This window comes from Pseudomonas sp. PDM09 (assembly GCF_014852305.1).
GTDB lineage: Bacteria > Pseudomonadota > Gammaproteobacteria > Pseudomonadales > Pseudomonadaceae > Aquipseudomonas.
Genome location: NZ_JACVBI010000001.1, coordinates 86,160 through 110,495 on the forward strand (window position 1 = coordinate 86,160; position 24,336 = coordinate 110,495).

Sequence of the window (24,336 nt, forward strand, 5' to 3'; positions counted from 1 at the left end):
GGCTCAGGCCGGCAGCGGACGGGTTTCTGGCGTGGTGCGGGCAGCCGGCGCGCTCGGCAGGCGAGTCAGGCGCAGGGCATTCAATACCACGGTCAACGAACTGATCGACATGCCAACCGCTGCCCATACCGGAGTGATCCAGCCGAGGGCGGCGAACGGCAACATGAGGCCATTGTACAGCGCTGCCCACAGCAAATTCTCGATGATGACCCGACGGGTTCGGCGGGCCAGGCTGAAGGCTTGCACCAGCGCGTCGAGGCGGTTCGACAACAGCACCGCATCGGCACTGGTTTTCGCCAGATCGGTGGCCGAACCCATCGCCACGCTGATGTCGGCGGCGGCCAGCACCGGCACATCATTGACCCCGTCACCGAGCATCAACACCTTGCGACCTTCCTTGTGCAGTTGTTGCAGCACCTGCAATTTATCGTCCGGACGCAAACCGCCTCGGGCCTCGTCGATGCCCAGCTCGGCAGCGACGCTGGCAACCATCGGCGAGCTGTCGCCGGACAGCAGCAGTGTGCGCCAGCCACGAGCCTTGCAGGCCGCCAGCAGGGCAGGCGCGTCGGCACGTAAACGGTCATCGAGTACGAACCAGGCCAGTGGCCCCTGACTGTCGCCGAGCAACAGCCATTGGCCAGGCTCATCGGGCATTACAGGTGTTTGAGCGCTGCTGAGTTCGCAGACAAACCCCGGTTGGCCAATGCGCAGGCGTTGTGCGCCGACCAATCCCTCAAGGCCCAGCCCCGGTGTGCTGTGAACTTCTTCGGCGGCCAGCGGCGCGCGGCCAAAAGCCCGGGCAATCGGGTGCTCGGAGCGGTTTTCCAAAGCGGCGGCGAGGCTCAGGCATTGATCACTGGTCAAGGCTCCAAGTGGTCGGATCGAACGCAAGGCCAGGCGACCTTCGGTGAGGGTGCCGGTCTTGTCGAAAATCACCGTGTCGATCTGGTTCAGACCTTCCAGCACATGGCCACGCGTCAACAAGAGACCGAGTTTGTGCAGCGTGCCGGTGGCGGCGGTGAGGGCGGTTGGCGTGGCCAGCGACAAGGCGCACGGGCACGTCGCAACCAGCATCGCCAGGACAATCCAGAACGCCCGCGAAGAATCCAGTTCCCACCACAGCAGGCCAATGGCAGCCACCGCGATAAGCGACAACAGCAAAAACCATTGCGCGGCGCGGTCGGCGATTTCCGCCAGTCGTGGCTTTTCGGCCTGGGCGCGATCCAACAGGCGGACGATGGCCGACAGTCGTGTGTCCTGACCCAGCGCCAGGACTTCCACGGTCAGCGCACCTTCAACGTTCAAGGTGCCGGCGGTGACGGCATCGCCCGGGGTCCGTGGTTGTGGCAGGTATTCGCCGGTCAGCAGGGATTCGTCGATGCTCGATTGACCGTCGAGGATCTTGCCATCGGCCGGCAGGATCGAGCCGGGATGCACCAGCACCTGATCGCCTACGCGCAATTCGCTGAGCAGAATCCGTTCGCTCTGGCCGTCGGCGCTCATCCGCAGGCAGGAGGCCGGCAACAGATTGACCAGCTGAGCGGTCGCGGCGGCGGTGCGTTCCCGGGCTCGACGTTCCAGATAACGCCCGGCCAGCAGGAACAGTGCAAACATCCCTACTGCATCGAAGTACAGCTCGCCTACCCCGGTGATCGAGGTCCAGATCCCGGCGATATAGGCACTGCCGATCGCCAGTGACACCGAGACGTCCATGGTCAGGTGGCGGGTGCGCAAGTCGCGCATCGCCCCTTTGAAGAACGGCGCGCAGCTGTAGAACACGATCGGCGTGGTCAGAAACAGCGCGACCCAGCGCAGGATGGTGTGCAGCTCGGGGCTGAGGTCAATATTGAATTCCGGCCAGGTGGCCATGGTTGCCATCATCGCCTGGAACCACAGCAGTCCGGCAACGCCGAGTTGACGTAGCGCCAGACGGTTTTCGCTGGCCAGTTGTTCACTGGCGCGGTCGGCCTGATAGGGGTGGGCGGCGTAACCGATGTGGCGCAATTCGCTGAGCACCTGGCTCAGCGGTAATTGCGCATCGGCCCAGCGCACATGCAGGCGGTGGTTGGACAGGTTCAAGCGTGCTTCGGCCACCGCTGGCAGGCTGCGAAGATGCTTTTCGATCAGCCAGCCGCAGGCAGCGCAACTGATGCCTTCCATCAACAGTGTGGTTTCGGCGAGTTCGCCTTCGTGGCGGACAAAGGGTTGTTGCACATCGGCGCGGTCGTACAGCGCCAGTTCGTCGATCAACTGCACCGGCAAGGCTTCGGGGTTGGCCGAGGCTTCGCTGCGATGCTGGTAATAGCTCTCCAGCCCACCGGCCACGATGGCCTCGGCCACTGCCTGGCAACCCGGGCAGCAGAACTCGCGGGTATCCCCGAGGACGGCGGCGGTGAAGCGGCTGCCGGCCGGGACGGGCAGGGCGCAGTGGTAGCAGGGGGTTGGACTGGTCATGAGGCGTGTTCCGATGATCGTTCCCACGCTCCGCGTGGGAATGCCTCTCCGGACGCTCCGCGTCCGCTTCGGCTGGGACGCAGAGCGTCCCTGGCTGCGTTCCCACGCAGAGCGTGGGAACGATCAGGGTAAGGCTTATTTTTTCAGGTCTTCCGCGCCCTGCAGCGGCTCATCGCCCAGCAACAGATCCTTGGCATGGCTGACCTGTTCTTCTTCGAACATGCGCCAGATCTTCTCATCCTGTACGCCCAGCAGTTCGACGAAGCGACGACCTTCGATCTTGTCGCTCAACTGGCCGATGTAGCGGCCCTGTTCGGTTTCACTGCGGGCCAGGGTGATCTTGCGGTCTTTTTCCGGCTGGGTGGGTGAAATCAGGTTCAGTTCAAGGGTTTTCGGCTGGCTGTTACCGCTCAGGCGCAGGTCGACTTCGCCGGTCACGTCATCCAGGTGCATGCTGGCACGCAGTTGCAGGGTCTGGGCCAGCAGTTCACGGTCCAGTGAACGGTTAATACCCTTGCCGGCCTCGTAATAGTTGTCGTTGACCAGGTTGTCCGGGTTGTTCACTGCGATGGTCACCATCGACAGGGTCAAGGTCACCGAGCAAGCCAGGATGGCGATGATGATCCACGGCCAAAGGTGCTTGTACCAGGGACTTGCGGCAGTTGCAGCGGGCATGGTCATTTCTCTCAACGAGTTTGTGGGCCGATGAATCGGCTCTTGGCTTCAACGTGGACGTTAGCGTCATCGGCATCCTTGAGGATGAATGTCACCTCGTTGGTGCTCGACGGCAATTGTTCCGGTGCACTGGACAATTCGACCGGCTGGCTGAAAATCTCCCCGGCGGCGACTTTGATCTCGCGCTTGCCTTGCAGCTTGAGGTCCGGCAGGCCGGTAGCTTCGAGCACATAGGTATGGTCGTGCTGGTCCTTGTTCATGATCTTCAGGCTGTAGACGTTTTCGATCCGGCCTTCGGCGTTCTCGCGGTACAACACGCGGTCTTTACTGACATCGAAGCCGACTAGCGAGCGCATGAAGAATGCAGTCACCAGCAGCGCGATCATCGCCAGCAGCACTGTGGCATAGCCGATCAGGCGTGGACGCAGTTTATTGGTTTTTTGCCCCGATAGGTTGTGCTCGGTGGTGTAGCTGATCAGGCCGCGCGGGTAATCCATCTTGTCCATGATGCTGTCGCAGGCGTCAATGCACGCCGCGCAGCCGATGCATTCGACTTGCAGACCATCGCGGATGTCGATACCGGTGGGGCAGACCTGGACGCACATCGTGCAGTCGATGCAGTCACCCAGGCCCTGAGCCTTGTAGTCGATGCCTTTCTTGCGCGGGCCACGGCTTTCGCCACGGCGCGGGTCGTAGGAAACGATCAGCGTGTCCTTGTCGAACATCACGCTCTGGAAGCGTGCGTACGGGCACATGTAGATGCATACCTGCTCGCGCAACCAGCCGGCGTTGCCGTAAGTGGCGAGGGTGAAGAAGCCGACCCAGAAATACGACCAGCCATCCGCCTGGCCGGTGAAGAACTCGATCACCAGTTCGCGAATCGGCGAGAAGTAACCGACAAAGGTCATGCCGGTCACGAAACCGATCAGCAGCCACATTGTGTGCTTGCTGAACTTGCGCAGGAATTTGTTGGCGCTCATCGGCGTCTTGTCGAGCTTGATACGCTGGTTGCGGTCGCCTTCGGTGACCTTTTCGCACCACATGAAGATCCAGGTCCAGACGCTTTGCGGGCAGGTATAGCCGCACCAGACTCGACCGGCATACACGGTGATGAAGAACAGGCCAAAGGCACTGACAATCAGAATGCCCGAGAGCAGGATGAAGTCCTGAGGCCAGAAGGTCGCGCCAAAAATGAAGAATTTACGCTCCGGCAGGTTCCACCAGACGGCCTGATGACCGCCCCAGTTCAGCCACACCGTGCCGAAATACAGCAGAAACAGCCCGGCCCCGCCGATCATCCGCAAATTGCGGTACAGGCCGGTGAAGGCGCGGGTGTAGATCTTTTCTCGAGAGGCGTAGAGGTCGACGCTGTTGTTCGCGTTCTTGGCAGGCGGAGTGACGTCGTGTACCGGAATCTGATTGCTCATCGTTGCATCCCACGGCAGTGGAAAAATGCCTCGGTCAGTACGTGCCGACCGCGGTCAAAAAGAGGTGTTGCAGTGGCGCAATGATACGCCTGTCGCTCTAGATCAAGGGTGCGACCTTTGGTCGCGTTGGGCAAATTCAATTGATGGTGTAGTGACTTGAATCAATTGACTTGTGGGTTTCGTCGATTTTTCGCTTTGCAGATTAGAGTCTAGGCGATTCATAGCCTTTGCGCTGCCGTAGCGTCTGAAACGGCAAGGTTTCAACCTCTGCGTGTGTAGTTGTCCGAGATGAAATATTAATAAATTCAGGTTGGCTAAAGTTAAAGTTGGCTTCGGTTTTTTGTGTGATTGAAATATATTTATTTAATTGGCGCTGGTTGTGCCTTTGAAGTTTTTTATTTTTTCAAATATGTTGTTGTTTCGCGATATTGATATCGCTTGGATATGTCTAATTTAAATGGAGTTTTAATGCTATGGTTTCTAATAAAGTTGTAAGGTTTTTGCTGGGAGTGTGTTTGTTGTCTTCGGTTACTTTAGCTCATGCGATACAGGGTACTCCTCGGTATATGGTGTTTGCCTCTGATACGCAATATCCGTGGACAGACAAAACAGATATCAGGGCGCCTGAATCCGATGCGGACTTCGCTGTACGTTCCAAATGGTTGGTGGAAACCCAGCTTGCAAGTATTGCTGACTTTCGAAACAATCAGGGGGGGCAATCACAAGTGCCCCTGATGATCAACGGTGACATAACCGCTTTCGGCCATGGCTGGCAACGATCGTATATGAAGTCGGCATTAGAGAAGCACTTCAAGGGTGATTATCTGTACGGTTTGGGTAATCACGATTATGAAAATAACGTGGATGATTGTTTTAGTAATAACTGTGCGGCGGGCAGTATAGTCGAGTTTAATAAGCATCATGCGGGCAAGGTGGATAGCTTTGATTTGAAAGTTACTGGCTGGTTCCTTGATACGCGGTATTCGGGCAGCCTCGCTTATTCAAAGAATATCGGTGAAGTTCACATGGTGCAGCTCAATAACGAGCCCACTTACACGACGAAAATTTCCCACGAGTTGAACCCGACGACGTTCGACATCACCAGCGCATTGGACTGGCTTGAGACCGATCTTAGGCTGGCTAGAGCTCAGGGCTACGCCATCATCATCAATATGCATAAGCCGTTCGAGATGAAGGGGGACGCTGAGCAACAAAAGCGCTTTCGCGAAATGATCAGCAAGTATCAAGTGACTGCAATATTTGCCGGTCATTTGCACAAAAACGGAGGTGATTCCTATTGGTTGGGAAATGTGCCGATGTATCTGAGCGGCAGTACCTCTCAGCAAACCTACCTGATCACCAGCTTTACCGAGGATCGCAAGCAGTTGCAGATCTATCTGGTGAAGGATAATCAATGGCAGAGCCGGACGCTGATCGATACGATTCCTGTGAAATCAATTTTCGCTAATCGCCCATAAAAAAAGCCCCGCCAGATCACTGGCGGGGCTTTTTTTATTGCATCAGGCGTTTGCCTTACTGGGCGTCCGCTTCCGGCGCTTTCTCACCGTGAGAGAGGCTGTAGACGTAAGCGGCCAGCAGGTGAACCTTGTCGTTGCCTTGCAGCTGTTCTTGCGCAGGCATCTGGCCCTGACGACCGTAACGGATGGTCTGCTGCAGTTGAGCGAAGCTCGAACCGTAGATAAACGCCGCCGGGTGGGTCAGGTCAGGGGCGCCCATGGCTGGCGTACCTTTGCCGGCCGGGCCGTGGCACGCCACGCAGTTGGCGGCGAACAGTTTCTGCCCGGCAACCGGGTCAGCCTTGGCGCCTTCAGGCAGCTTGCGGCCATCCAGGTTGGTCAGTACGAACGCGGCAACGTCAGCAACGCCTTGCTCGCCGATCACTTCAGCCCAAGCCGGCATCACGGCGTGACGACCGCCCATGATGGTGGTCTTGATGGTTTGCGCTTCACCGCCCCAGCGCCAGTCGGCGTCGGTCAGGTTAGGAAAACCATAGGCGCCTTTGGCGTCGGAACCGTGGCAGACCGAGCAGTTGGAGGCGAACAGGCGGCCACCCATCTTCAGGGCTTGTGGGTCTTTGGCAACTTCTTCGATTGGCATGGAAGCGAACTTGGCGAAGATCGGGCCAAACTTGGCGTCCGACCTGAGCATTTCCTTTTCCCATTCGTGAACGCCGGTCCAGCCAGTCTGGCCGTTGGCGAACGCGGTCTGCTTCTCGTTATCGAGGTAGTTATAACCCGGCAACAGGCCTTTCCAGTTACCCAGGCCCGGGTACAGCACCAGGTAGCCGAGGGCGAAGATGATGGTGCCCACGAACAGCATGAACCACCATTTTGGCAGCGGGTTGTCATACTCCTCGATCCCGTCGAAGGAGTGGCCGACCGTTTCATCGGTGGATTCGCTGCGCTGGCCCTTGCGGGTGGACAGCAGCAGCCAGGTCAGGGCGAAGATGGTGCCGAGACTGAGGACTGTGACGTACAGACTCCAGAACGTAGTCATTCTTTGTTACTCCTAGAAGCTTGCTCGACGTGCTTGATGGCTTCGGGATCATCCGCGAAAGGCAGCAAGGTCGCGTCTTCAAACTCCGACTTGCGCTTGGGGCTGAACACCCACAGCGCCAGACCGATGAAGGCCACCATCACAACAACGGTGCCCAGGCCACGAATCATCCCGATATCCATCTAAATCACCGTTTGCTTTTGATGATGGTGCCCAGGCCTTGCAGATAGGCCACCAGCGCGTCCATTTCGGTTTTGCCCTTCACAGCATCCTTGGCACCGGCGATGTCTTCGTCGGTGTAAGGGACGCCGAGCGTGCGCAAGACTTCCATTTTCTTGGCGGTGTCTTTGCCGTCGAGCTTGTTTTCCACGAGGAACGGGTAGGCCGGCATTTTCGACTCAGGCACCACGTTGCGCGGGTTGTACAAGTGCGCACGCTGCCAGTCATCGGAGTAACGACCACCGACACGGGCCAGGTCCGGACCGGTACGCTTGGAACCCCACAGGAACGGGTGGTCCCAAACGCTTTCACCGGCGACCGAATAGTGGCCGTAACGTTCGGTTTCAGCACGGAACGGGCGGATCATCTGCGAGTGGCAGCCGACACAACCGTTGGCGATGTACACGTCGCGGCCTTCCAGCTCAAGGGCGGTACGCGGCTTCATGCCCTCGACCGGCTTGTTGGTGACGTCCTGGAAAAACAGCGGAACGATTTGAGTCAGGCCGCCGATGCTGACGGCGATAACCATGAAGAAGGCCAGCAGGCCAATATTCTTCTCGACTGCTTCATGCTTCATCAGTGAGCTCCAACTACAGCAATCTGTTCAGCAGCTTTGGCTTCAGCCGGGTTCGAGGCACGTACGGTACGCCATACGTTGTAGGCCATGAACAGCATGCCGCTGGCAAAGAACGCACCGCCCAGGGCGCGAACGATGAAACCTGGGTGGCTGGCTTGCAGCGCTTCAACGAACGAGTAGGTGAGGGTGCCGTCGTCGTTGATTGCACGCCACATCAGACCTTGGGTGATGCCGTTGACCCACATCGACGCGATGTACAGAACGGTACCGATGGTCGCGAGCCAGAAGTGCGTGTTGATCAGGCCGATGCTGTGCATCTGCGTACGACCGAACAGTTTCGGGATCATGTGGTAGATCGCGCCGATCGAAATCATCGCTACCCAGCCAAGAGCGCCGGCGTGTACGTGGCCGATGGTCCAGTCGGTGTAGTGCGACAGCGAGTTGACGGTCTTGATGGCCATCATCGGGCCTTCGAAGGTCGACATGCCGTAGAACGCCAGCGATACCACGAGGAAGCGCAGGATCGGGTCGGTGCGCAGCTTATGCCAGGCACCCGACAGGGTCATCATGCCGTTGATCATGCCGCCCCAGCTGGGTGCCAGCAGGATGATCGACATCGCCATGCCCAGGGACTGAGCCCAGTCCGGCAGTGCGGTGTAGTGCAGGTGGTGCGGACCGGCCCAGATATACAGGGTAATCAGCGCCCAGAAGTGCACGATCGACAGACGATAGGAGTAGATCGGACGCTCGGCCTGCTTCGGAACGAAGTAGTACATCATCCCCAGGAAGCCGGTGGTCAGGAAGAAACCTACCGCGTTGTGGCCGTACCACCACTGGATCATCGCATCAGTCGCACCCGAGTAAGCCGAGTAGGACTTGAAGAAACTGACCGGCAGGGACGCGTGGTTGACGATGTGCAGCATCGCGGTCACGACGATGAAGGCACCGTAGAACCAGTTACCGACATAGATGTGCTTGGTCTTGCGCTTGACGATGGTGCCGAAGAACACCAGACCGTAGGTGACCCAGACGATGGCCAGCAGAATAGCCAGAGGCCATTCAAGTTCCGCGTATTCCTTGGTGGTCGTGAAACCCATCGGCAAGGTAACGATCGCGCCGACTATCACCGCTTGCCAACCCCAGAAGGTGAAGGCCGCGAGGCTGTCGGAAATCAGTCGCGTTTGGCAGGTTCGCTGCACGACGTAATAGGAAGTGGCAAACAGAGCGCACCCACCGAAGGCGAAAATCACCAGGTTGGTGTGCAGCGGGCGCAGGCGTCCAAAGCTCGTCCATGCCAGACCGAAGTTCAACTCCGGCCAGACCAGTTGCGAGGCGATGAAGACACCGAGCCCCATGCCAAGGATCCCCCAGACCACCGTCATGATGGCGAACTGGCGGACTACCTTATAGTTATAAGCAGTCGGACTGATTGCTGTGCTCATTCTAAGGTTCCACGGTTTGGGTGTTTTATTAGGAGTAAAAATCGGCCGCAAGTATGTAGAAAGCGGGGGGTCATTGCAACGCGCCATGACGTAGGTCAATGCTTTCAAAAGCTGATTCTGCGGCCTTTCCATGCGCCGCGTAAGGACAAAATTGCCCTCGGACAAAATGTCGCAACGGATCAAAGAGGCGAGGGGTTCAGGTCAGTTGTAACGGGGTATGTTCAAACACGACGATCGGGTAACAGAGGGCAACGGGGACGATAGCCGGTGTCTACCAGCCTTTGCGGCCTGTCATCGAGCAAGTTCGTCGAACACATCGGGTTGAATCGACCTGGAACCGGCGCTGGCCAGTCCGCATCGCAGGGAAGCTTAGACCCGAATCCGGCGAACCGAAAGGAAGACCAAGGGAGGGTGCGACAATGCGTCGCAAAGGGGCAGGGAACTGCCGCATCCGGGTGAATGCGGCGTTGCGCGGACGAGATTTATTCGCTTTTGCCTTCAGCCTGTAAACGCTCGGTGCTCAGACCTTGAGACAGGCTGTATACGTAAGCGGCCAGCAATTGCACCTTGTCGTTGCCGAGCAGTTCGTTCTGCGCCGGCATATGGCCCTGGCGGCCATGACGAATTGTTTGTTGCAGTTGCGCCAGGCTTGTACCGTAGATAAATCCGGCCGGTTGCGTCAGGTTCGGCGCCCCCATGGCTTCAGTGCCCTTGCCGTTTGCCCCATGACAGGCTACGCACATAGTGCTGAACGCTTGCTGTCCGGCATGCAGGTCGGCACTGTTGTCTGCAGGCAAAGGCAGGCCGGCCAGTTCATGACGTACATAGGCGGCGACGTTCTTCACGCCGGCGTCACCGAGGATTTCTCCCCAGGCGGGCATCGCGGCCATGCGACCGCCCATGATAGTCGTTTTGATCATTTCGGCATCGCCGCCCCAGCGCCAGTTGTTGTCCGCCAGGTTGGGGAAACCGAACGCGCCCTTGGCATCCGAGCCGTGGCACACCGAGCAATTGGACGCAAACAGACGACCGCCCATTTTCAGCGCTTGCGGGTCCTTGGCCACTTCTTCAACTGGCATGGCAGCAAATTTGGCGAAGATCGGCCCGAACTTCGCGTCAGCCTTGTTCATCTCCTTTTCCCATTCGTGGACTCCGGTCCAGCCGTTTTCATAACCGGGCAAGATGCCTTTCCAGTTGCCCAGGCCCGGGTAAAGCACCAGATAACCGACGGCAAACACCAAGGTTGCGGCGAACAGCATGAACCACCACTGCGGCAGCGGGTTGTCGTACTCCTCGATGCCGTCGAAGCTGTGGCCCATGGTCTGGTCGACGCTGCCCTTGGTTTCGCCCTTGCGGGTGCCGATCAGCAGCCAGGTCAGGCCGATCAGGCTGCCAATGGTCAGTACGCAGATCCACGTACTCCAGAAGGTGGTCATGGCCGGGTACTCCTTGTTTCAGGTTCTTGGGTGGCGACTTCGGGTAGCGGTTCATCGGCGAACGGCAGCAGGCGTGCTTCGGCGAATTCCGGATTGCGCTTGCGGTTGAACACCCACAGCGTCAGGCCGACAAAGGCCACGAACACCACGACCGTGCCCAGGCCGCGGATCATTCCACTGCTCATTACGCTTACGATTTCAAAGGGCATGGCCATGGCTCACCTCTTGCTCTTGATGGATGTGCCGAGCACTTGCAGGTAAGCGACCAATGCGTCCATTTCGGTCTTGCCCTGGAGTGAGGCGACTGAACCTGTGATGTCTTCATCGGTGTACGGCACGCCGAGGGTGCGCATGGCGCGGATCTTGGTTTCGGTGTGGCTGCTATCTACCTTGTTGTCCACCAGCCACGGGTAGGCCGGCATCTTCGATTCAGGCACCACGTTGCGCGGGTTGTACAAGTGCGCGCGGTGCCAGTCTTCGGAGTAGCGACCACCGACCCGGGCGAGGTCCGGGCCGGTACGTTTCGAGCCCCACAGGAACGGGTGATCCCAGACGCTTTCACCGGCCACCGAGTAGTGGCCGTAGCGTTCGGTCTCGGCGCGGAACGGACGGATCATCTGCGAATGGCAACCGACGCAGCCTTCGCGGATGTAGATGTCACGACCTTCCAGTTGCAGCGCGGTGTAGGGCTTCATGCCTTCCACCGGTTTATTGGTCACGTCCTGGAAGAACAGCGGGACGATCTGGGTCAGGCCGCCGATGCTCACGGCCAGCACCATCAGCAACATCAGCAGGCCGACGTTTTTCTCGATTGTTTCGTGTTTCATGGCGGCCTCCTCAGGCGATCTGCGCGGCAGCGGCGGCTTCGGCAGGCTGCGAGGCCCGCACGGTGCGCCAGGTGTTGTAGGCCATCAGCAACATGCCGCTGAAGAAAATCGCACCGCCTACCAGACGCACGACGAAGCCTGGGTGGCTGGCCACCAGGGTTTCGACGAAGGAGTAGGTCAGCGTGCCGTCCTCGTTGACGGCGCGCCACATCAGGCCCTGGGCGATGCCGTTGACCCACATCGACGCGATGTACAGCACGGTGCCGATGGTCGCGAGCCAGAAGTGCGCGTTGATCAGGCCGATGCTGTGCATCTGCGTGCGACCGAAGATTTTCGGGATCATGTGGTACAGCGCGCCAATGGAGATCATCGCTACCCAACCGAGGGCGCCGGCGTGAACGTGGCCGATGGTCCAGTCGGTGTAGTGGGAGAGGGCGTTCACGGTTTTGATCGCCATCATCGGCCCTTCGAAGGTCGACATGCCGTAGAACGCCAGCGACACCACGAGGAAGCGCAGGATCGGGTCGCTGCGCAACTTATGCCAGGCGCCCGACAGCGTCATCATGCCGTTGATCATCCCGCCCCAGCTCGGTGCCAACAGGATCAGCGACATCACCATGCCCAACGATTGCGCCCAGTCCGGCAGCGCGGTGTAGTGCAAGTGGTGCGGGCCGGCCCAGATGTACAGGGTGATCAGCGCCCAGAAGTGCACGATCGACAAGCGATAGGAATACACCGGACGCTCGGCCTGTTTCGGCACGAAGTAGTACATCATCCCGAGGAAACCGGCGGTGAGGAAAAAGCCTACGGCGTTGTGTCCGTACCACCACTGCACCATGGCGTCGGTCGCACCGGCGTACAGCGAGTAGGACTTGGTGAAACTTACCGGCAATTCCAGGTTGTTGACGATGTGCAGGATCGCCACGGTGATGATAAAACCACCGAAGAACCAGTTACCGACATAAATGTGTTTGGTCTTGCGCTGCATGATCGTGCCGAAGAACACGACGGCATAAGCCACCCAGACGATGGTGATCAGGATGTCGATCGGCCATTCCAGTTCGGCGTATTCCTTGGAACTGGTGTAACCCAGTGGCAGGCTGATGGCCGCCAGCAAGATCACCAGTTGCCAGCCCCAGAAGCAGAACGCGGCGATTTTCGGCGCGAACAATCGGGTCTGGCAGGTGCGTTGTACCGAATAAAACGAACTGGCGAACAGGGCGCAACCGCCGAAGGCGAAGATCACCGCGTTAGTGTGCAGCGGGCGCAGACGGCCGAAGCTGGTCCACGGCAGGTTGAAGTTGAGTTCAGGCCAGACCAATTGGGCGGCGAGAAAAACCCCGAGCCCCATGCCGACGATGCCCCACACCACCGTCATAATGGCGAATTGGCGGACCACCTTGTAGTTGTAGGCGGTACTGATAGAAGTGTTCATGGTTCCCCATCCACGGTTCAGCCGAAGTGAGGGCCTGCCTTTGCGAGTAAGCCGCACGGCAGACGCTCCCTTCGCCTGGAGTTATAGGCAGACTAAAAGCGAGGCAAGCATGGACAAAGAGCACAAGGCCAGTATTGACGGGGATCAATGGGCGCAGTGTGTGCGAGATCATGGATGGTTGTGGAATGCCGCCACGGCGCCGGCCTCGGCGACGCTGATTCTCGCTCACGGCGCCGGTGCGCCGATGGACAGCGGCTGGATGAGCGACATGGCTGAGCGCCTTGCCGCGCATGGGGTCAACGTGTTGCGTTTCGAGTTTCCCTACATGGCGCAGCGGCGTATTGATGGCGGTAAACGTCCCCCGAACCCGGCGCCCAAATTGCAGGAATGCTGGCGTGAGGTGTATGCCGTGGTGCGACGCCATGTCGCTGGACGCCTGGCCATTGGCGGCAAGTCCATGGGCGGGCGGATGGCGAGTTTGTTGGCCGATGAGTTGGGAGCGGATGCGCTGGTGTGCCTGGGGTACCCGTTTTACGCCGTCGGCAAACCGGAAAAACCGCGGGTCGAGCATTTGGCGGAGCTGAAGACTCGCACGTTGATTGTGCAGGGTGAGCGCGATGCGCTGGGTAATCGGGCTGCGGTCGAAGGGTATGAGTTGGCGCCGGGAATCGAGGTGATCTGGCTGGAGGCAGCGGATCATGATTTGAAGCCGTTGAAGGCTTCGGGGTTTAGTCATGAGCAGCATTTGGCGGCTGCGGCGGGGAAGGTTTCCGAGTTTCTTCAGTGAGATTTGCAGTGCCAGTTCGGGCCTCTTCGCGGGCAAGCCTCGCTCCTACAGGTAATCAGTGCTCGCATGATCGACGCATGACCTGTAGGAGCGAGGCTTGCCCGCGAAAGCGATCTGCCAGGCAACAAAAACCCCGGAAGCTTTCACCTTCCGGGTTTTTGTCTTTCCCGCAGCAATCAGCGATTAAACCGCTCCACCAACGAATACTGGGTATTCGCGGTCTTGGTCAGTTCTTCGCTCAACAGCGCAGAGTGCTGTGCCTGTTCCGATGTCTGGTCAGCCAGTTGCGAGATATTGCTGATGTTGCGGCTGATTTCTTCGGCGACGGCGCTTTGCTCTTCGGTGGCGGCAGCGATCTGGGTGGTCATGTCAGTGATGTTGGCCACCGCTTCGCTGATGCCCACCAGCGCCTGATCCGCTTCCAATACCCGCGCTACACCTTCTTCGGCCTGACGATGCCCGGCTTCCATGGTTTGCACCGCGGTGCTGGCGGTTTGCTGCAGCTTGGCGATCAGCGCGTGAATCTGCCCGGTGGATTCGCTGGTGCGTTGTGCCAGCTGACGCACTTCGTCGGCCACCACCGCAAAACCACGGCCCATTTCGCCGGCACGCGCGGCTTCAATCGCAGCGTTCAAGGCCAGCAGGTTGGTCTGGTCGGCGATGCCTTTGATCACATCGACCACGCCGCCGATTTCGTCGCTGTCCTTGGCCAGTTGCGTGACCGTCAGGCCGGTTTCACCGACCACCACCGACAGGCGTTGAATGGCTTCGCGGGTTTCCCCGGCGATGTCGCGACCGCGACCGGTCAGGCGATTGGCTTCCTGAGTGGCGTCAGCAGTGCGCTGCACGTGGCTGGCGACTTCCTGAGTGGTGGCCGCCATCTGATTCACAGCGGTCGCCACTTGCTCGGTTTCCACGCGTTGACGTTCCAGGCCGGTGGAGCTGTTGTGCGCCAGGGTGTCGGATTGTTTCGCTTGCTCGGTCAGGTGTTCGGCGGTGTCCTGCAGGCGGGTCAGGCAGGTTTTCAGGCGTGCTTCCTGGCTGAGGATCGACATCTCCAGGCGCGCCTGGGCGCCACGGCTGTCGGTATACATCTGCGCGATCAGCGGGTCGGACGTGGTCTGCTCGGCCAGGCGCAGCAAACGCTTGATACCGCGCTGTTGCCAGCTCAAGCCCATCAAGCCCAACGGCACCGAAAGGCCGGCGGCGAGGGCGAAGCCCCATTGAGACGTCAGAGTGGCGCCGATCATGAAGCTCAACTGGCTGACCAGAATGAACGGCAGCCAGTCCTGAAGCACCGGCAGCCATTTGTCGCTTTGAGGAATGGCTGATTTGCCCTGGTTGATGCGTTGGTAGAGCGCTTCGGCGCGGCGGATCTGCTCGGCGGTGGGTTTGACCCGCACCGACTCGTAACCGACCAGCTGGTTGCCGTCGAACACCGGTGTGACATAGGCGTTAACCCAGTAGTGGTCACCGGTCTTGCAGCGATTCTTGACAATGCCCATCCATGGCAAGCCTTGCTTCAGTGTGCCCCACATATGCGCGAACACCGCAGCCGGGACGTCGGGGTGACGGACCAGGTTATGCGGCGCACGGATCAGTTCCTCACGAGAAAACCCACTGATTTCGACGAAAGCGTCGTTGCAGTAGGTGATCACGCCCTTGGCATCGGTGGTGGAAATCAACCGTTGCTGAGCCGGAAAGGTCCGTTCGCGTTGGGTAATGGGCTGGTTGTTACGCATGGCTTTTTCAATCCGCAAGGCTTTGAGAGGTTGTCGGCATCGTCAGGCATTTATTGAAGTGTTTTTTTCATAAATCAGTGACGCGTCGCAAAACGACCATTGCGTCAGCCAGCGAGCATCGGATAAGTGAACAGCCCGAAATGCAGCAGATTCAAACCAAAGTGGGTGGCGATGGCCGCGCCCAATCCGCCGAAACGGTAGGCCAGGCCATAACCGACCCCCGCGAGGCCCGCCAACAACACCCATTGCCAACCGGCACCCAGATGAGCGAGGCCGAACAGCATTGAGGCGAGCAATAACGCGAGGTTGTCGCCGTAAGACAGGTGTTTGAACTGCCGGCTCAGACCGCCTTGGATGTAGCCGCGAAACAACGCTTCCTCCACCAGCGTCACCAGTAGCAGATTGTTCAACACCCACAACCAGGCCTGATCCGGCCACTTCGGTGCCCAACTGATCACGCCCAGCAACAGCGCGCCACCCAAGGCCAGCACGGCACTTACGGTCAGGGCGAGGGCGGTGGCATAAACGGACAGCCGCAACGAGCGCCGGCCGACAATCCATGGGCAAATCAGCAACAGCCAGAAACCGATCAGCGGTTTGTCCTGATTCAGGTACATCGCAAACGGCACGGCATCGTCGGTGAAACGCTGGGGATCAATCGCGCGACCGTTGAAGAAACCGGGAAGCCAGTGCATTGCCAGCGCTACCGCCAGGACGATGAACAAGCCGTGGCCGAGGTAGCGGCCAATGGGGATCTGTTGTTGGCGAACGGCGAAACCGGCAATCAGCAGCAGCGCGAAAGAGATAGCAGCGAGCCAGCCGAGATGGCCGTAGATCAAAGCCAGGCCGTAGCCAATGGAGAGAAGTGCCAGATAAGTCCATGGCAGAGCGATCATGTTAAGTCCTTGTTTCAGAGAATCTGCAATTTGCCTCGGTCCCCCTCTGGGAGTGGGCTTGCTCGCGAAGAGGCCATCACATCCAACATCAATGTTGACTGCTACGCCGCTTTCGCGAGCAAGCCCGCTCCCACAAGGGATCTCGGCCGGACACAAAAAGGTGAACGACGCCGATTCAATGAGCGGGGCGATTATAGAGACGCACACCGCGTAAACAAAAACACCGCCCGAAGGCGGTGTTTTATCAGCAGGCTGTTACGAGGCAATCAATTGCCGCAACACGTAATGCAAAATCCCCCCGGCCTTGAAGTACTCCACCTCGTTGAGCGTATCGATCCGGCACAACACCTCGACCTTTTCCGTGCTGCCGTCTTCACGGGTGACGACCAGTGTCAGGTTCATCCGCGGAGTCAGTTCAACGCCCGTCAGGCCAAGGATGTCCAGGGTTTCCTTGCCGGTGAGGTTCAGGCTCTTGCGGTTCTGATCCAGCTTGAACTGCAGCGGCAACACACCCATGCCGACCAGGTTGGAACGGTGAATTCGCTCGAAGCTCTCGGCGATGACTGCTTTCACGCCCAGCAGATTGGTGCCCTTGGCCGCCCAGTCGCGGCTCGAGCCGGTGCCGTATTCTTGCCCGGCAATCACCACCAGCGGTGTCCCCGACGCCTGGTACCGCATGGCCGCGTCGTAGATCGGCAGCTTCTCCCCGGTCGGAATATAAATCGTGTTGCCGCCTTCTTCGCCGCCAAGCATCTCGTTGCGAATCCGGATATTGGCGAAGGTGCCGCGCATCATCACTTGATGGTTACCGCGACGGGAGCCGTAGGAGTTGAAGTCACGCGGTTCCACCCCTTGCTCGCGCAGGTACTGGCCGGCAGGGCTATCTGCCTTGATGTTACCGGCTGGGGAAATGTGGTCGGTGGTCACCGAATCGCCAAGCAACGCGAGGACTTTCGCCCCTTCGACGTCCTTGACCACCGGCGCAGGGCCGCCGATGTCATCGAAGAAGGGCGGATGCTGGATATACGTTGAATCGTTGTTCCACACATAAGTCGCCGCCTGCGGCACTTCGATCGCCTGCCACTGTTCGTCGCCGGCAAACACTTCGGCGTACTCCTTGTGGAACATGGCGGTGTTCACCTGAGTCACCGCGTCGGCGATTTCTTTGGTGCTCGGCCAAATGTCTCGCAGATAAACCGGCTGGCCGTCCTTGTCGTTGCCCAATGGCTCGCTGCTGATGTCGATGCGCACCGTCCCGGCCAATGCATAGGCGACGACCAGAGGCGGGGAGGCCAGCCAGTTGGTTTTCACCAGCGGATGCACGCGACCTTCAAAGTTGCGGTTGCCCGAGAGCACCGAGGCGACAGTCAGGTCGGCTTTCTGAATGGCTTTTTCAATCGGCTCCGGCAATGGTCCGGAGTTGCCGATGCAGGTGGTGCAGCCATAACCGACTAGGGCAAAACCGAGCTGATCAAGGTATTGGGTCAGGCCCGCTGCCTTGTAGTAGTCGGTGACCACTTTCGAACCGGGAGCCAGCGAACTCTTGACCCATGGCTTGCGTTTCAGGCCTTTCGCCACGGCTTTTTTCGCCACCAGCCCGGCCGCCATCATCACGCTGGGGTTGGAGGTATTGGTGCAGGAGGTAATCGCGGCGATCACCACCGCACCGTTTTTCAGCCGATAAGTACTCCCTTCGTGGTGGTAATCCGCTTCGCCGACCAGATCGGCGTTGCCTACCGCGACGCCACCGCCACCCTCACTTTCGAGGCGACCTTCTTCCTTGCTGGAAGGTTTGAACTGCAGGCCAAGAAAGTCAGTGAACGCTTGCGCGACATTCGGCAACGAGACACGGTCCTGTGGGCGTTTCGGCCCGGCGAGGCTGGCTTCGACGCTGCCCATGTCCAGGGCCAGGCTGTCGGTGAACACCGGCTCCTTGCCGGGCAGGCGCCACAGGCCCTGGATCTTGCTGTAGGCCTCCACCAGTTTCACGGTTTGCGGGGTGCGGCCGGACAGGCGCAAATACTCCAGTGTCACCTCGTCCACCGGGAAGAAGCCGCAGGTGGCGCCATACTCCGGGGCCATGTTGGCGATGGTCGCGCGATCGGCCAGCGGCAAATCGGCGAGACCGTCGCCGTAGAACTCGACGAATTTCCCCACCACACCTTTCTTGCGCAGCATCTGGGTGACTGTCAGCACCAGGTCGGTGGCGGTAATGCCTTCCTTGAGCTTGCCGGTGAGTTTGAAACCGATCACTTCCGGAATCAGCATCGACACCGGTTGGCCGAGCATCGCTGCTTCCGCTTCGATCCCGCCGACGCCCCAGCCGAGTACGCCGAGGCCGTTGATCATGGTGGTGTGGGAGTCGGTGCCGACCAAAGTGTCCGGAAAGGCATAGGTGCGCTCGTCCTCGTCCTTGGTCCAGACCGTGCGGCCCAGATACTCGAGGTTGACCTGGTGGCAAATGCCGGTGCCCGGTGGCACCACGCTGAAATTGTTAAAGGCGCTCTGACCCCAGCGCAGAAAGGCATAACGCTCGTGGTTGCGCTGCATTTCGATGTCAACGTTTTGTCCGAAGGCGCTTGCACTGGCGTATTTGTCGACCATCACCGAGTGGTCGATCACCAGGTCCACCGGCGACAGCGGATTGATTCGCTGCGGGTCGCCACCGGCCTTGGCCATCGCAGCACGCATGGCGGCCAGGTCGACCACGGCGGGGACGCCGGTAAAGTCCTGCATCAATACCCGCGCGGGCCGGTACTGGATTTCGCGATCGGAGCGGCGCTCCTTGAGCCAGGCGGCAATCGCCTTGAGATCAGCGCCGGTGACGGTTTTCTCGTCCTCCCAGCGCAGCAGGTTTTCCAGAAGCACTTTCAACGACATCGGCAGCTTGTCCAGATCGCCCAGGCTTTTGGCGGCTTCGGGCAGGCTGAAATAGTGATAGGTCTTGTCGTCGACTTGTAAGGTTTTAAGGGTTCTCAGGCTATCGAGGGATGGCATTGAAATGACTCCTTTAAATCCGCACGGCTACGGACTGACGGGAAGGACAGAGCTCTAAACCTAGCCCTGTTTATACGTTAAGGCTAATAACTGGACTCTACGGGCAAGTCCAAGGTTCCGATCTCGGCTATCATGCGCCGGTTTTCGTGACAGGCTTTGCTTCAACGCAAGTCTGGGCATCGCGCAGTGGCTGAATTCTTCGCCAACTGCCCAGGAGTAAGAATGAACACCCTCTTTATGCATTGCCGGCCGGGCTTCGAAAGCGAAGTCTGTTCCGAGATTTCCGAACATGCCGCGCGGCTGAACGTGGCCGGTTATGCCAAGGCCAAAACCGCCAGCGCCTGCGCCGAATTTATCTGCACCGAAGAAGACGGCGCCGAGCGCCTGATGCGTGGCCAGCGTTTCGCCGATCTGATCTTCCCTCGCCAGTGGGCTCGCGGGATCTTCATCGATCTGCCGGAAACCGACCGCATCAGCGTGATCCTTGCGCACATGGCGGACTTCCCGCTGTGCGGCAGCCTGTGGCTGGAAATGGTCGACACCAACGATGGCAAGGAACTGTCGAACTTCTGCAAGAAGTTCGAAGGCCACCTGCGCAAGGCGCTGATGGCCGCTGGCAAACTGGTGGAAGACGCCAACAAACCGCGGTTGTTGCTGACCTTCAAAAGTGGTCGCGAAGTGTTCATGGGCCTGGCGGAATCGAACAATTCGGCGATGTGGCCAATGGGCATTCCACGCCTTAAATTCCCGCGTGAAGCGCCGAGCCGTTCGACCCTCAAGCTGGAAGAAGCCTGGCACCATTTCATTCCCCGCGACCAGTGGGACGAGCGCTTGCACAGTGACATGACCGGTGTCGACCTCGGCGCTGCACCCGGTGGCTGGACCTGGCAACTGGTCAATCGCGGCATGTTGGTGACCGCCATCGACAACGGCCCGATGGCCGAAAGCCTGATGGACACCGGTTTGGTGCAGCATCTGATGGCTGACGGTTTCACCTTCAAGCCCAAGCAACCGGTCGACTGGATGGTCTGCGACATCGTCGAGAAACCTGCGCGCAACGCGGCAATGCTGGAAGAGTGGATTGGCGAGGGGCATTGCCGCGAAGCGGTGGTCAACCTCAAGCTGCCGATGAAACAGCGCTATGCCGAAGTGAAGCGCTTGCTGGAACGTATTGCCGACGGGTTCAAAGCACGAGGTATTCGGGTCGAGATCGGCTGTAAGCAGCTGTATCACGACCGTGAAGAAGTGACCTGCCATCTTCGCCGATTGGACATGAAGAAACCCAAGTCCCGCTGACTTTGTGGTCCGATCGTTCCCACGCTCTGCGTGGGAACGCCGCCGGGGACGCTCCGCGTTCCGCCTTTGGATGTGGACGCAGAGCGTCACGGGATGCATTCCCACGCAGAGCGTGGGAACGATCAGCTGCCAGTGACTAGACACCCGGCAATGCGCGACAATGCCGGCAAGTTTCAGGAGTAAACCATGAGTGAAATGATCGATACGCCGGTAGACGGCACCCTCGACGCCACCGGCCTCAATTGCCCGGAACCGGTGATGATGCTGCACCAGCACATCCGTGATCTGGTGCCTGGCGGCCTGCTGAAGGTGATCGCCACCGACCCGTCGACCCGTCGCGACATTCCCAAGTTTTGCGTGTTTCTCGACCACGAACTGGTCGCGCAGCACGAAGAGGCAGGCACCTACCTCTACTGGATCCGCAAGAAACTCGCTTAACGGGCCAAAAAAAGAGCCTGCATATGCACAATGGCAGTCAGTTAAGCCCGAATCCCTGTGGGAGCGGGCTTGCTCGCGAAGACGGCAGCACAGTCAACATTGATGTCGCCTGATACACCGCTTTCGCGAGCAAGCCCGCTCCCACAGGTTTCGCACCTTAACTGACTGGCATTACCTGCATCTGCCGGCCCTTTTTTGCGCTCGCTTAACCCGCCGAACGACTGATGCGGATCCGCTTGCGTGCACTGCGCGTCAGGCGGATCGACAGCATCAGCGCTGCGCAACTCAAGCCGACGATCAAACCCTGCCACAGCCCGCTCGGGCCACTCGGCGCGCCGAGCCAGTTGGTCAGGCCCAGGGCGTAACCCACCGGTAAACCGATTCCCCAGTACGCGAACAGTGTCAGGATCATCGTCACCCGCGTGTCCTGATAGCCGCGCAATGCGCCCGCCGCCGTCACCTGGATCGCATCGGAAAACTGGAACAGCGCCGAATACACGATCAACATCGCGGCCACCTGAATCACCGTCGGGTCGGCGGTGTAAATCGCAGCGATGGGTTCACGCAGCAATAGCATCAGGCTCGCCGACAAGCACGCATAAGCCAGGGCAGTGCCCATGCCGACACCGGCGGCGAACCGGGCTTCGCGTGGTTCCTCACGGCCCAGTGCCTGGCCGACACGCACGGTCACGGCCATGCCCAGGGAGTAGGGGATCATGAACACCAGCGAGCTGAAGTTCAGCGCGATCTGGTGCCCGGCGACCACGGTGGCGCCGAGGCTGCCGATCAGCAGGGCGATCACGGCGAAGATGCTCGACTCCGCGAACACCGCGATGCCGATTGGCAGGCCGATGCCCAGCAGACGCTTGATCACCGACCACTGTGGCCAGTCGAAACGGCTGAACAACTCACTCGACTGATAGGCCGGCGCCCAGCGCTCCCAGCCGGCCATGCCTAGCGCCATCACCCACATCACGATCGCCGTGGCCCAGCCGCAGCCGACACCGCCCATGGCCGGCACACCGAAGTGGCCATAGATGAAGATGTAATTGAGTGGAATATTCAGCGCCAGCCCACACAGGCCAAGGACCATGGCCGGGCGGGTGCGACCCAGGCCATCACTGAAGCAGCGCAGCACGTGATAGAACGCGACGGCAGGCAGGCCGCTGGCGATGCCGTGCAGATACTGCATGCATGGGCCGATCAGCTCGGGATCGACCTTCATGATGTGCAGGATCGGTTCGGCGCTGAACAGCATGCCGGTTGCCATCAAGCCCACTACCAGCGCCAGCCACAAGGCCTGACGCACGATCGGGCCGATCTCGCTGTGGGTGCCGGCGCCGAAGCGCTGAGCGACTTTCGGGGTGGTGGCCAGCAGTGTGCCGGTCATCAGCAGAAACACCGGCACCCAGATCGAGTTGCCCAGCGCGACGGCCGCCAGATCTCGAGGCCCGACACGACCGGCCATTACCGCATCGACGAAGCCCATGGCGGTGGTCGCCAGTTGCGCGATCATGATCGGCAACGCCAGGCCAAGCAGGTTTTTCAGCTCCAGGCGAACCCGGGCCGGGCGGTTGAGAGAAATAGCAGCGGGGCGGTCAGTCACGGAATTCAAGGCGAAACGTCCAAAAGATTTTGATGCGCGAGGCGGCGCATTCTACGCCTTGACGCAGTGGTCAGGAAAAGTCCTGTGTTAGGGATTTGTAAATGGTTTTCGGACGTTGCGATATCCCCTGTGGGAGCGGGCTTGCTCGCGAAGGGGGAGTGTCAGTTGACATCAATGTTGCCTGACACGCCGCTTTCGCGAGCAAGCCCGCTCCCACAGGATGAGTGGTCCCTTCACATTGAAGGTGAACAATGCCCGCTGGCCCACACCCTCATCTGCGCCTAAACTGCCGATCCGCCAAAGGAGCCTGCCATGCTGATTGTTGCCGACGAAAATATCCCGCTACTCGATGCCTTCTTCGCAGGTTTCGGTGAAATCCGCCGGGTGCCGGGACGTGCCATCGACCGCGCCACTGTCGAGCAGGCCGATGTGCTGTTGGTGCGCTCGGTGACCAACGTCAACCGCGCATTGCTCGAAGGCAGCAAGGTGCGCTTTGTCGGCACGTGCACCATCGGCACCGATCACCTGGATCTGGATTACTTCCGACAGGCCGGCATTACCTGGTCCAGCGCGCCAGGCTGCAATGCCCGGGGTGTGGTCGATTACGTGCTGGGCAGCCTGCTGACCCTGGCCGAAATCGAAGGTGCCGACCTGACTCAACGCACCTACGGTGTGGTCGGCGCCGGTGAAGTGGGCGGGCGGCTGGTCAAGGTTTTGCAAGGTCTGGGCTGGAACGTGCTGGTCTGCGATCCCCCAAGGCAAGCGGCCGAAGGGGGCGATTATGTCAGCCTCGAGCAGATCATCGAGCAATGCGACGTCATCAGTCTGCACACTCCGCTGGACAAGCAAGGCCCTCAGTCGACCTGGCATCTGTTCGATAAAAACCGCTTGAACCAACTCAAGCCCGGCGCCTGGCTGATCAACGCCAGTCGTGGCCCGGTCATCGACAATACCGCCTTGCGCCAGGTGCTGTTGGAGCGTGAAGACCTGCAAGCGGTGCTGGATGTCTGGGAGGGGGAACCTGAGGTCGATGTGGCATTGGCCGAGTTGTGTGTGCTGGCGACACCGCACATTGCCGGTTACAGCCTCGACGGCAGACAGCGCGGGACGGCGCAGATCTATCAGGCGCTTTGCGAGTTCCTTGGGCAACCGGAACAGGTCCGCCTGAACGATTTGCTGCCGGCACCATGGTTGTCGGCGGTGACGTTGAACGCCGACAGCGATCCGGCCTGGGCGCTGGCGATGTTGTGCCGTGGCGTGTACGACCCGCGCCGTGACGATGCGAATTTCCGTCGCAGCCTTGTAGGTCATGTGAGCGAGCAGCGTGCGGCGTTCGATGCACTGCGCAAGCATTATCCGCTGCGGCGTGAGATCGATGGGTTGAAGGTGCGAATCGAGGGGGATTCGCCGGCGTTGCAGCGGATCGTGGCGGCGTTGGGTGCTTCGGTTCTATAAGAGACCGAGTTGGCCCTTTCGCGAGCAAGCCCGCTCCCACATTTGATCTTCAGCGAACACACGTGTTGTGTACGGCAGAGATCAAATGTGGGAGCGGGCTTGCTCGCGAA

At 59.5% G+C, this 24,336-nt stretch carries 20 protein-coding genes; 5 read left to right on the forward strand and 15 right to left on the reverse strand.

Going from position 1 to position 24,336, the window contains the following annotated elements:
* Positions 1-3: 3 nt before the first annotated feature.
* The 3 genes from IB250_RS00340 to ccoG all read right to left on the reverse strand — a co-directional run bounded on the left by IB250_RS00340 (position 4) and on the right by ccoG (position 4,556).
* Entirely contained in the window at positions 4-2,454 is a 2,451-nt protein-coding gene (locus IB250_RS00340; RefSeq protein ID WP_192342537.1) for a heavy metal translocating P-type ATPase, read from the reverse strand.
* Between the two features lie 135 nt (positions 2,455-2,589).
* Complete coding sequence (locus tag IB250_RS00345; protein WP_192342538.1) at positions 2,590-3,129, reverse strand: FixH family protein; 540 nt, start codon at positions 3,127-3,129, stop codon at positions 2,590-2,592.
* 11 nt (positions 3,130-3,140) lie between these two features.
* Entirely contained in the window at positions 3,141-4,556 is a 1,416-nt protein-coding gene (ccoG, locus tag IB250_RS00350) for a cytochrome c oxidase accessory protein CcoG (protein WP_192342539.1), read from the reverse strand.
* Positions 4,557-5,029: 473 nt separating this feature from the next.
* Here ccoG and IB250_RS00355 point away from each other — a divergent pair, with 473 nt between their 5' ends.
* Positions 5,030-6,034 carry a metallophosphoesterase family protein gene (locus IB250_RS00355; RefSeq protein ID WP_192342540.1) on the forward strand — a complete coding sequence of 335 codons (1,005 nt, stop codon included), beginning with the start codon at positions 5,030-5,032 and terminating at the stop codon, positions 6,032-6,034.
* A 55-nt stretch (positions 6,035-6,089) separates the two neighbouring features.
* Here the strand turns inward: IB250_RS00355 and ccoP (IB250_RS00360) are convergent, their stop codons facing one another.
* The 8 genes from ccoP (IB250_RS00360) to ccoN (IB250_RS00395) form a co-directional block, all read right to left on the reverse strand.
* Positions 6,090-7,073: a cytochrome-c oxidase, cbb3-type subunit III gene (gene ccoP / locus IB250_RS00360; protein ID WP_192342541.1), complete on the reverse strand. Its 984-nt coding sequence runs from the start codon at positions 7,071-7,073 to the stop codon at positions 6,090-6,092.
* Complete coding sequence (locus IB250_RS00365; RefSeq protein ID WP_003175465.1) at positions 7,070-7,255, reverse strand: CcoQ/FixQ family Cbb3-type cytochrome c oxidase assembly chaperone; 186 nt, start codon at positions 7,253-7,255, stop codon at positions 7,070-7,072. Before IB250_RS00365 ends, ccoP (IB250_RS00360) begins: the two co-directional genes overlap by 4 nt.
* Before the next feature lie 5 nt (positions 7,256-7,260).
* Positions 7,261-7,869: a cytochrome-c oxidase, cbb3-type subunit II gene (ccoO, locus tag IB250_RS00370; protein ID WP_009042961.1), complete on the reverse strand. Its 609-nt coding sequence runs from the start codon at positions 7,867-7,869 to the stop codon at positions 7,261-7,263.
* Complete coding sequence (gene ccoN, locus IB250_RS00375; protein ID WP_007905436.1) at positions 7,869-9,311, reverse strand: cytochrome-c oxidase, cbb3-type subunit I; 1,443 nt, start codon at positions 9,309-9,311, stop codon at positions 7,869-7,871. The genes ccoO (IB250_RS00370) and ccoN (IB250_RS00375) overlap by 1 nt, the downstream gene beginning before the upstream one ends.
* A 482-nt stretch (positions 9,312-9,793) precedes the next feature.
* Positions 9,794-10,747, reverse strand: a complete 954-nt coding sequence (gene ccoP / locus IB250_RS00380; protein ID WP_192342542.1) for a cytochrome-c oxidase, cbb3-type subunit III — start codon at positions 10,745-10,747, stop codon at positions 9,794-9,796.
* On the reverse strand, positions 10,744-10,956 hold the full coding sequence (locus IB250_RS00385; RefSeq protein WP_305729659.1) for a cbb3-type cytochrome oxidase subunit 3: 213 nt from the start codon (positions 10,954-10,956) through the stop codon (positions 10,744-10,746). The genes ccoP (IB250_RS00380) and IB250_RS00385 overlap by 4 nt, the downstream gene beginning before the upstream one ends.
* 9 nt (positions 10,957-10,965) lie before the next feature.
* Entirely contained in the window at positions 10,966-11,574 is a 609-nt protein-coding gene (gene ccoO / locus IB250_RS00390; protein WP_074875099.1) for a cytochrome-c oxidase, cbb3-type subunit II, read from the reverse strand.
* Positions 11,575-11,584: 10 nt separating this feature from the next.
* The gene (ccoN, locus tag IB250_RS00395; RefSeq protein WP_074875101.1) at positions 11,585-13,009 is read right to left on the reverse strand and encodes a cytochrome-c oxidase, cbb3-type subunit I; all 1,425 of its coding nucleotides are present in this window, start codon (positions 13,007-13,009) and stop codon (positions 11,585-11,587) included.
* A gap of 109 nt (positions 13,010-13,118) precedes the next feature.
* Here ccoN (IB250_RS00395) and IB250_RS00400 point away from each other — a divergent pair, with 109 nt between their 5' ends.
* Entirely contained in the window at positions 13,119-13,796 is a 678-nt protein-coding gene (locus IB250_RS00400; protein WP_192342544.1) for an alpha/beta family hydrolase, read from the forward strand.
* A 176-nt stretch (positions 13,797-13,972) separates the two neighbouring features.
* Here the strand turns inward: IB250_RS00400 and IB250_RS00405 are convergent, their stop codons facing one another.
* From IB250_RS00405 to acnA, 3 genes are all read right to left on the reverse strand, one after another.
* Positions 13,973-15,538 (reverse strand): methyl-accepting chemotaxis protein, encoded by a 1,566-nt coding sequence (locus tag IB250_RS00405; RefSeq protein WP_192342545.1) that lies wholly within the window; start codon positions 15,536-15,538, stop codon positions 13,973-13,975.
* A 104-nt stretch (positions 15,539-15,642) separates the two neighbouring features.
* Positions 15,643-16,434, reverse strand: a complete 792-nt coding sequence (locus IB250_RS00410) for a CPBP family intramembrane glutamic endopeptidase (protein ID WP_192342546.1) — start codon at positions 16,432-16,434, stop codon at positions 15,643-15,645.
* Positions 16,435-16,689: 255 nt separating this feature from the next.
* On the reverse strand, positions 16,690-19,431 hold the full coding sequence (gene acnA, locus IB250_RS00415; protein WP_192342547.1) for an aconitate hydratase AcnA: 2,742 nt from the start codon (positions 19,429-19,431) through the stop codon (positions 16,690-16,692).
* A gap of 222 nt (positions 19,432-19,653) precedes the next feature.
* Between acnA and rlmM the strand changes: the two genes are divergently transcribed.
* Both rlmM and tusA read left to right on the forward strand, forming a co-directional pair.
* A complete protein-coding gene (gene rlmM, locus IB250_RS00420) occupies positions 19,654-20,727 on the forward strand; it encodes a 23S rRNA (cytidine(2498)-2'-O)-methyltransferase RlmM (RefSeq protein WP_192342548.1) in 1,074 nt (357 codons plus the stop codon).
* 186 nt (positions 20,728-20,913) lie between these two features.
* Positions 20,914-21,165 carry a sulfurtransferase TusA gene (gene tusA, locus IB250_RS00425; protein ID WP_007907805.1) on the forward strand — a complete coding sequence of 84 codons (252 nt, stop codon included), beginning with the start codon at positions 20,914-20,916 and terminating at the stop codon, positions 21,163-21,165.
* A gap of 205 nt (positions 21,166-21,370) precedes the next feature.
* On the opposite strand, the gene IB250_RS00430 is transcribed toward tusA, so the two are convergent.
* Entirely contained in the window at positions 21,371-22,780 is a 1,410-nt protein-coding gene (locus IB250_RS00430) for an MATE family efflux transporter (RefSeq protein WP_192342549.1), read from the reverse strand.
* A 303-nt stretch (positions 22,781-23,083) separates the two neighbouring features.
* On the opposite strand from IB250_RS00430, the gene pdxB reads away from it, so the two are divergent.
* Positions 23,084-24,226 (forward strand): 4-phosphoerythronate dehydrogenase PdxB, encoded by a 1,143-nt coding sequence (gene pdxB, locus IB250_RS00435; protein ID WP_192342550.1) that lies wholly within the window; start codon positions 23,084-23,086, stop codon positions 24,224-24,226.
* The last annotated feature ends 110 nt before the right edge of the window (positions 24,227-24,336 follow it).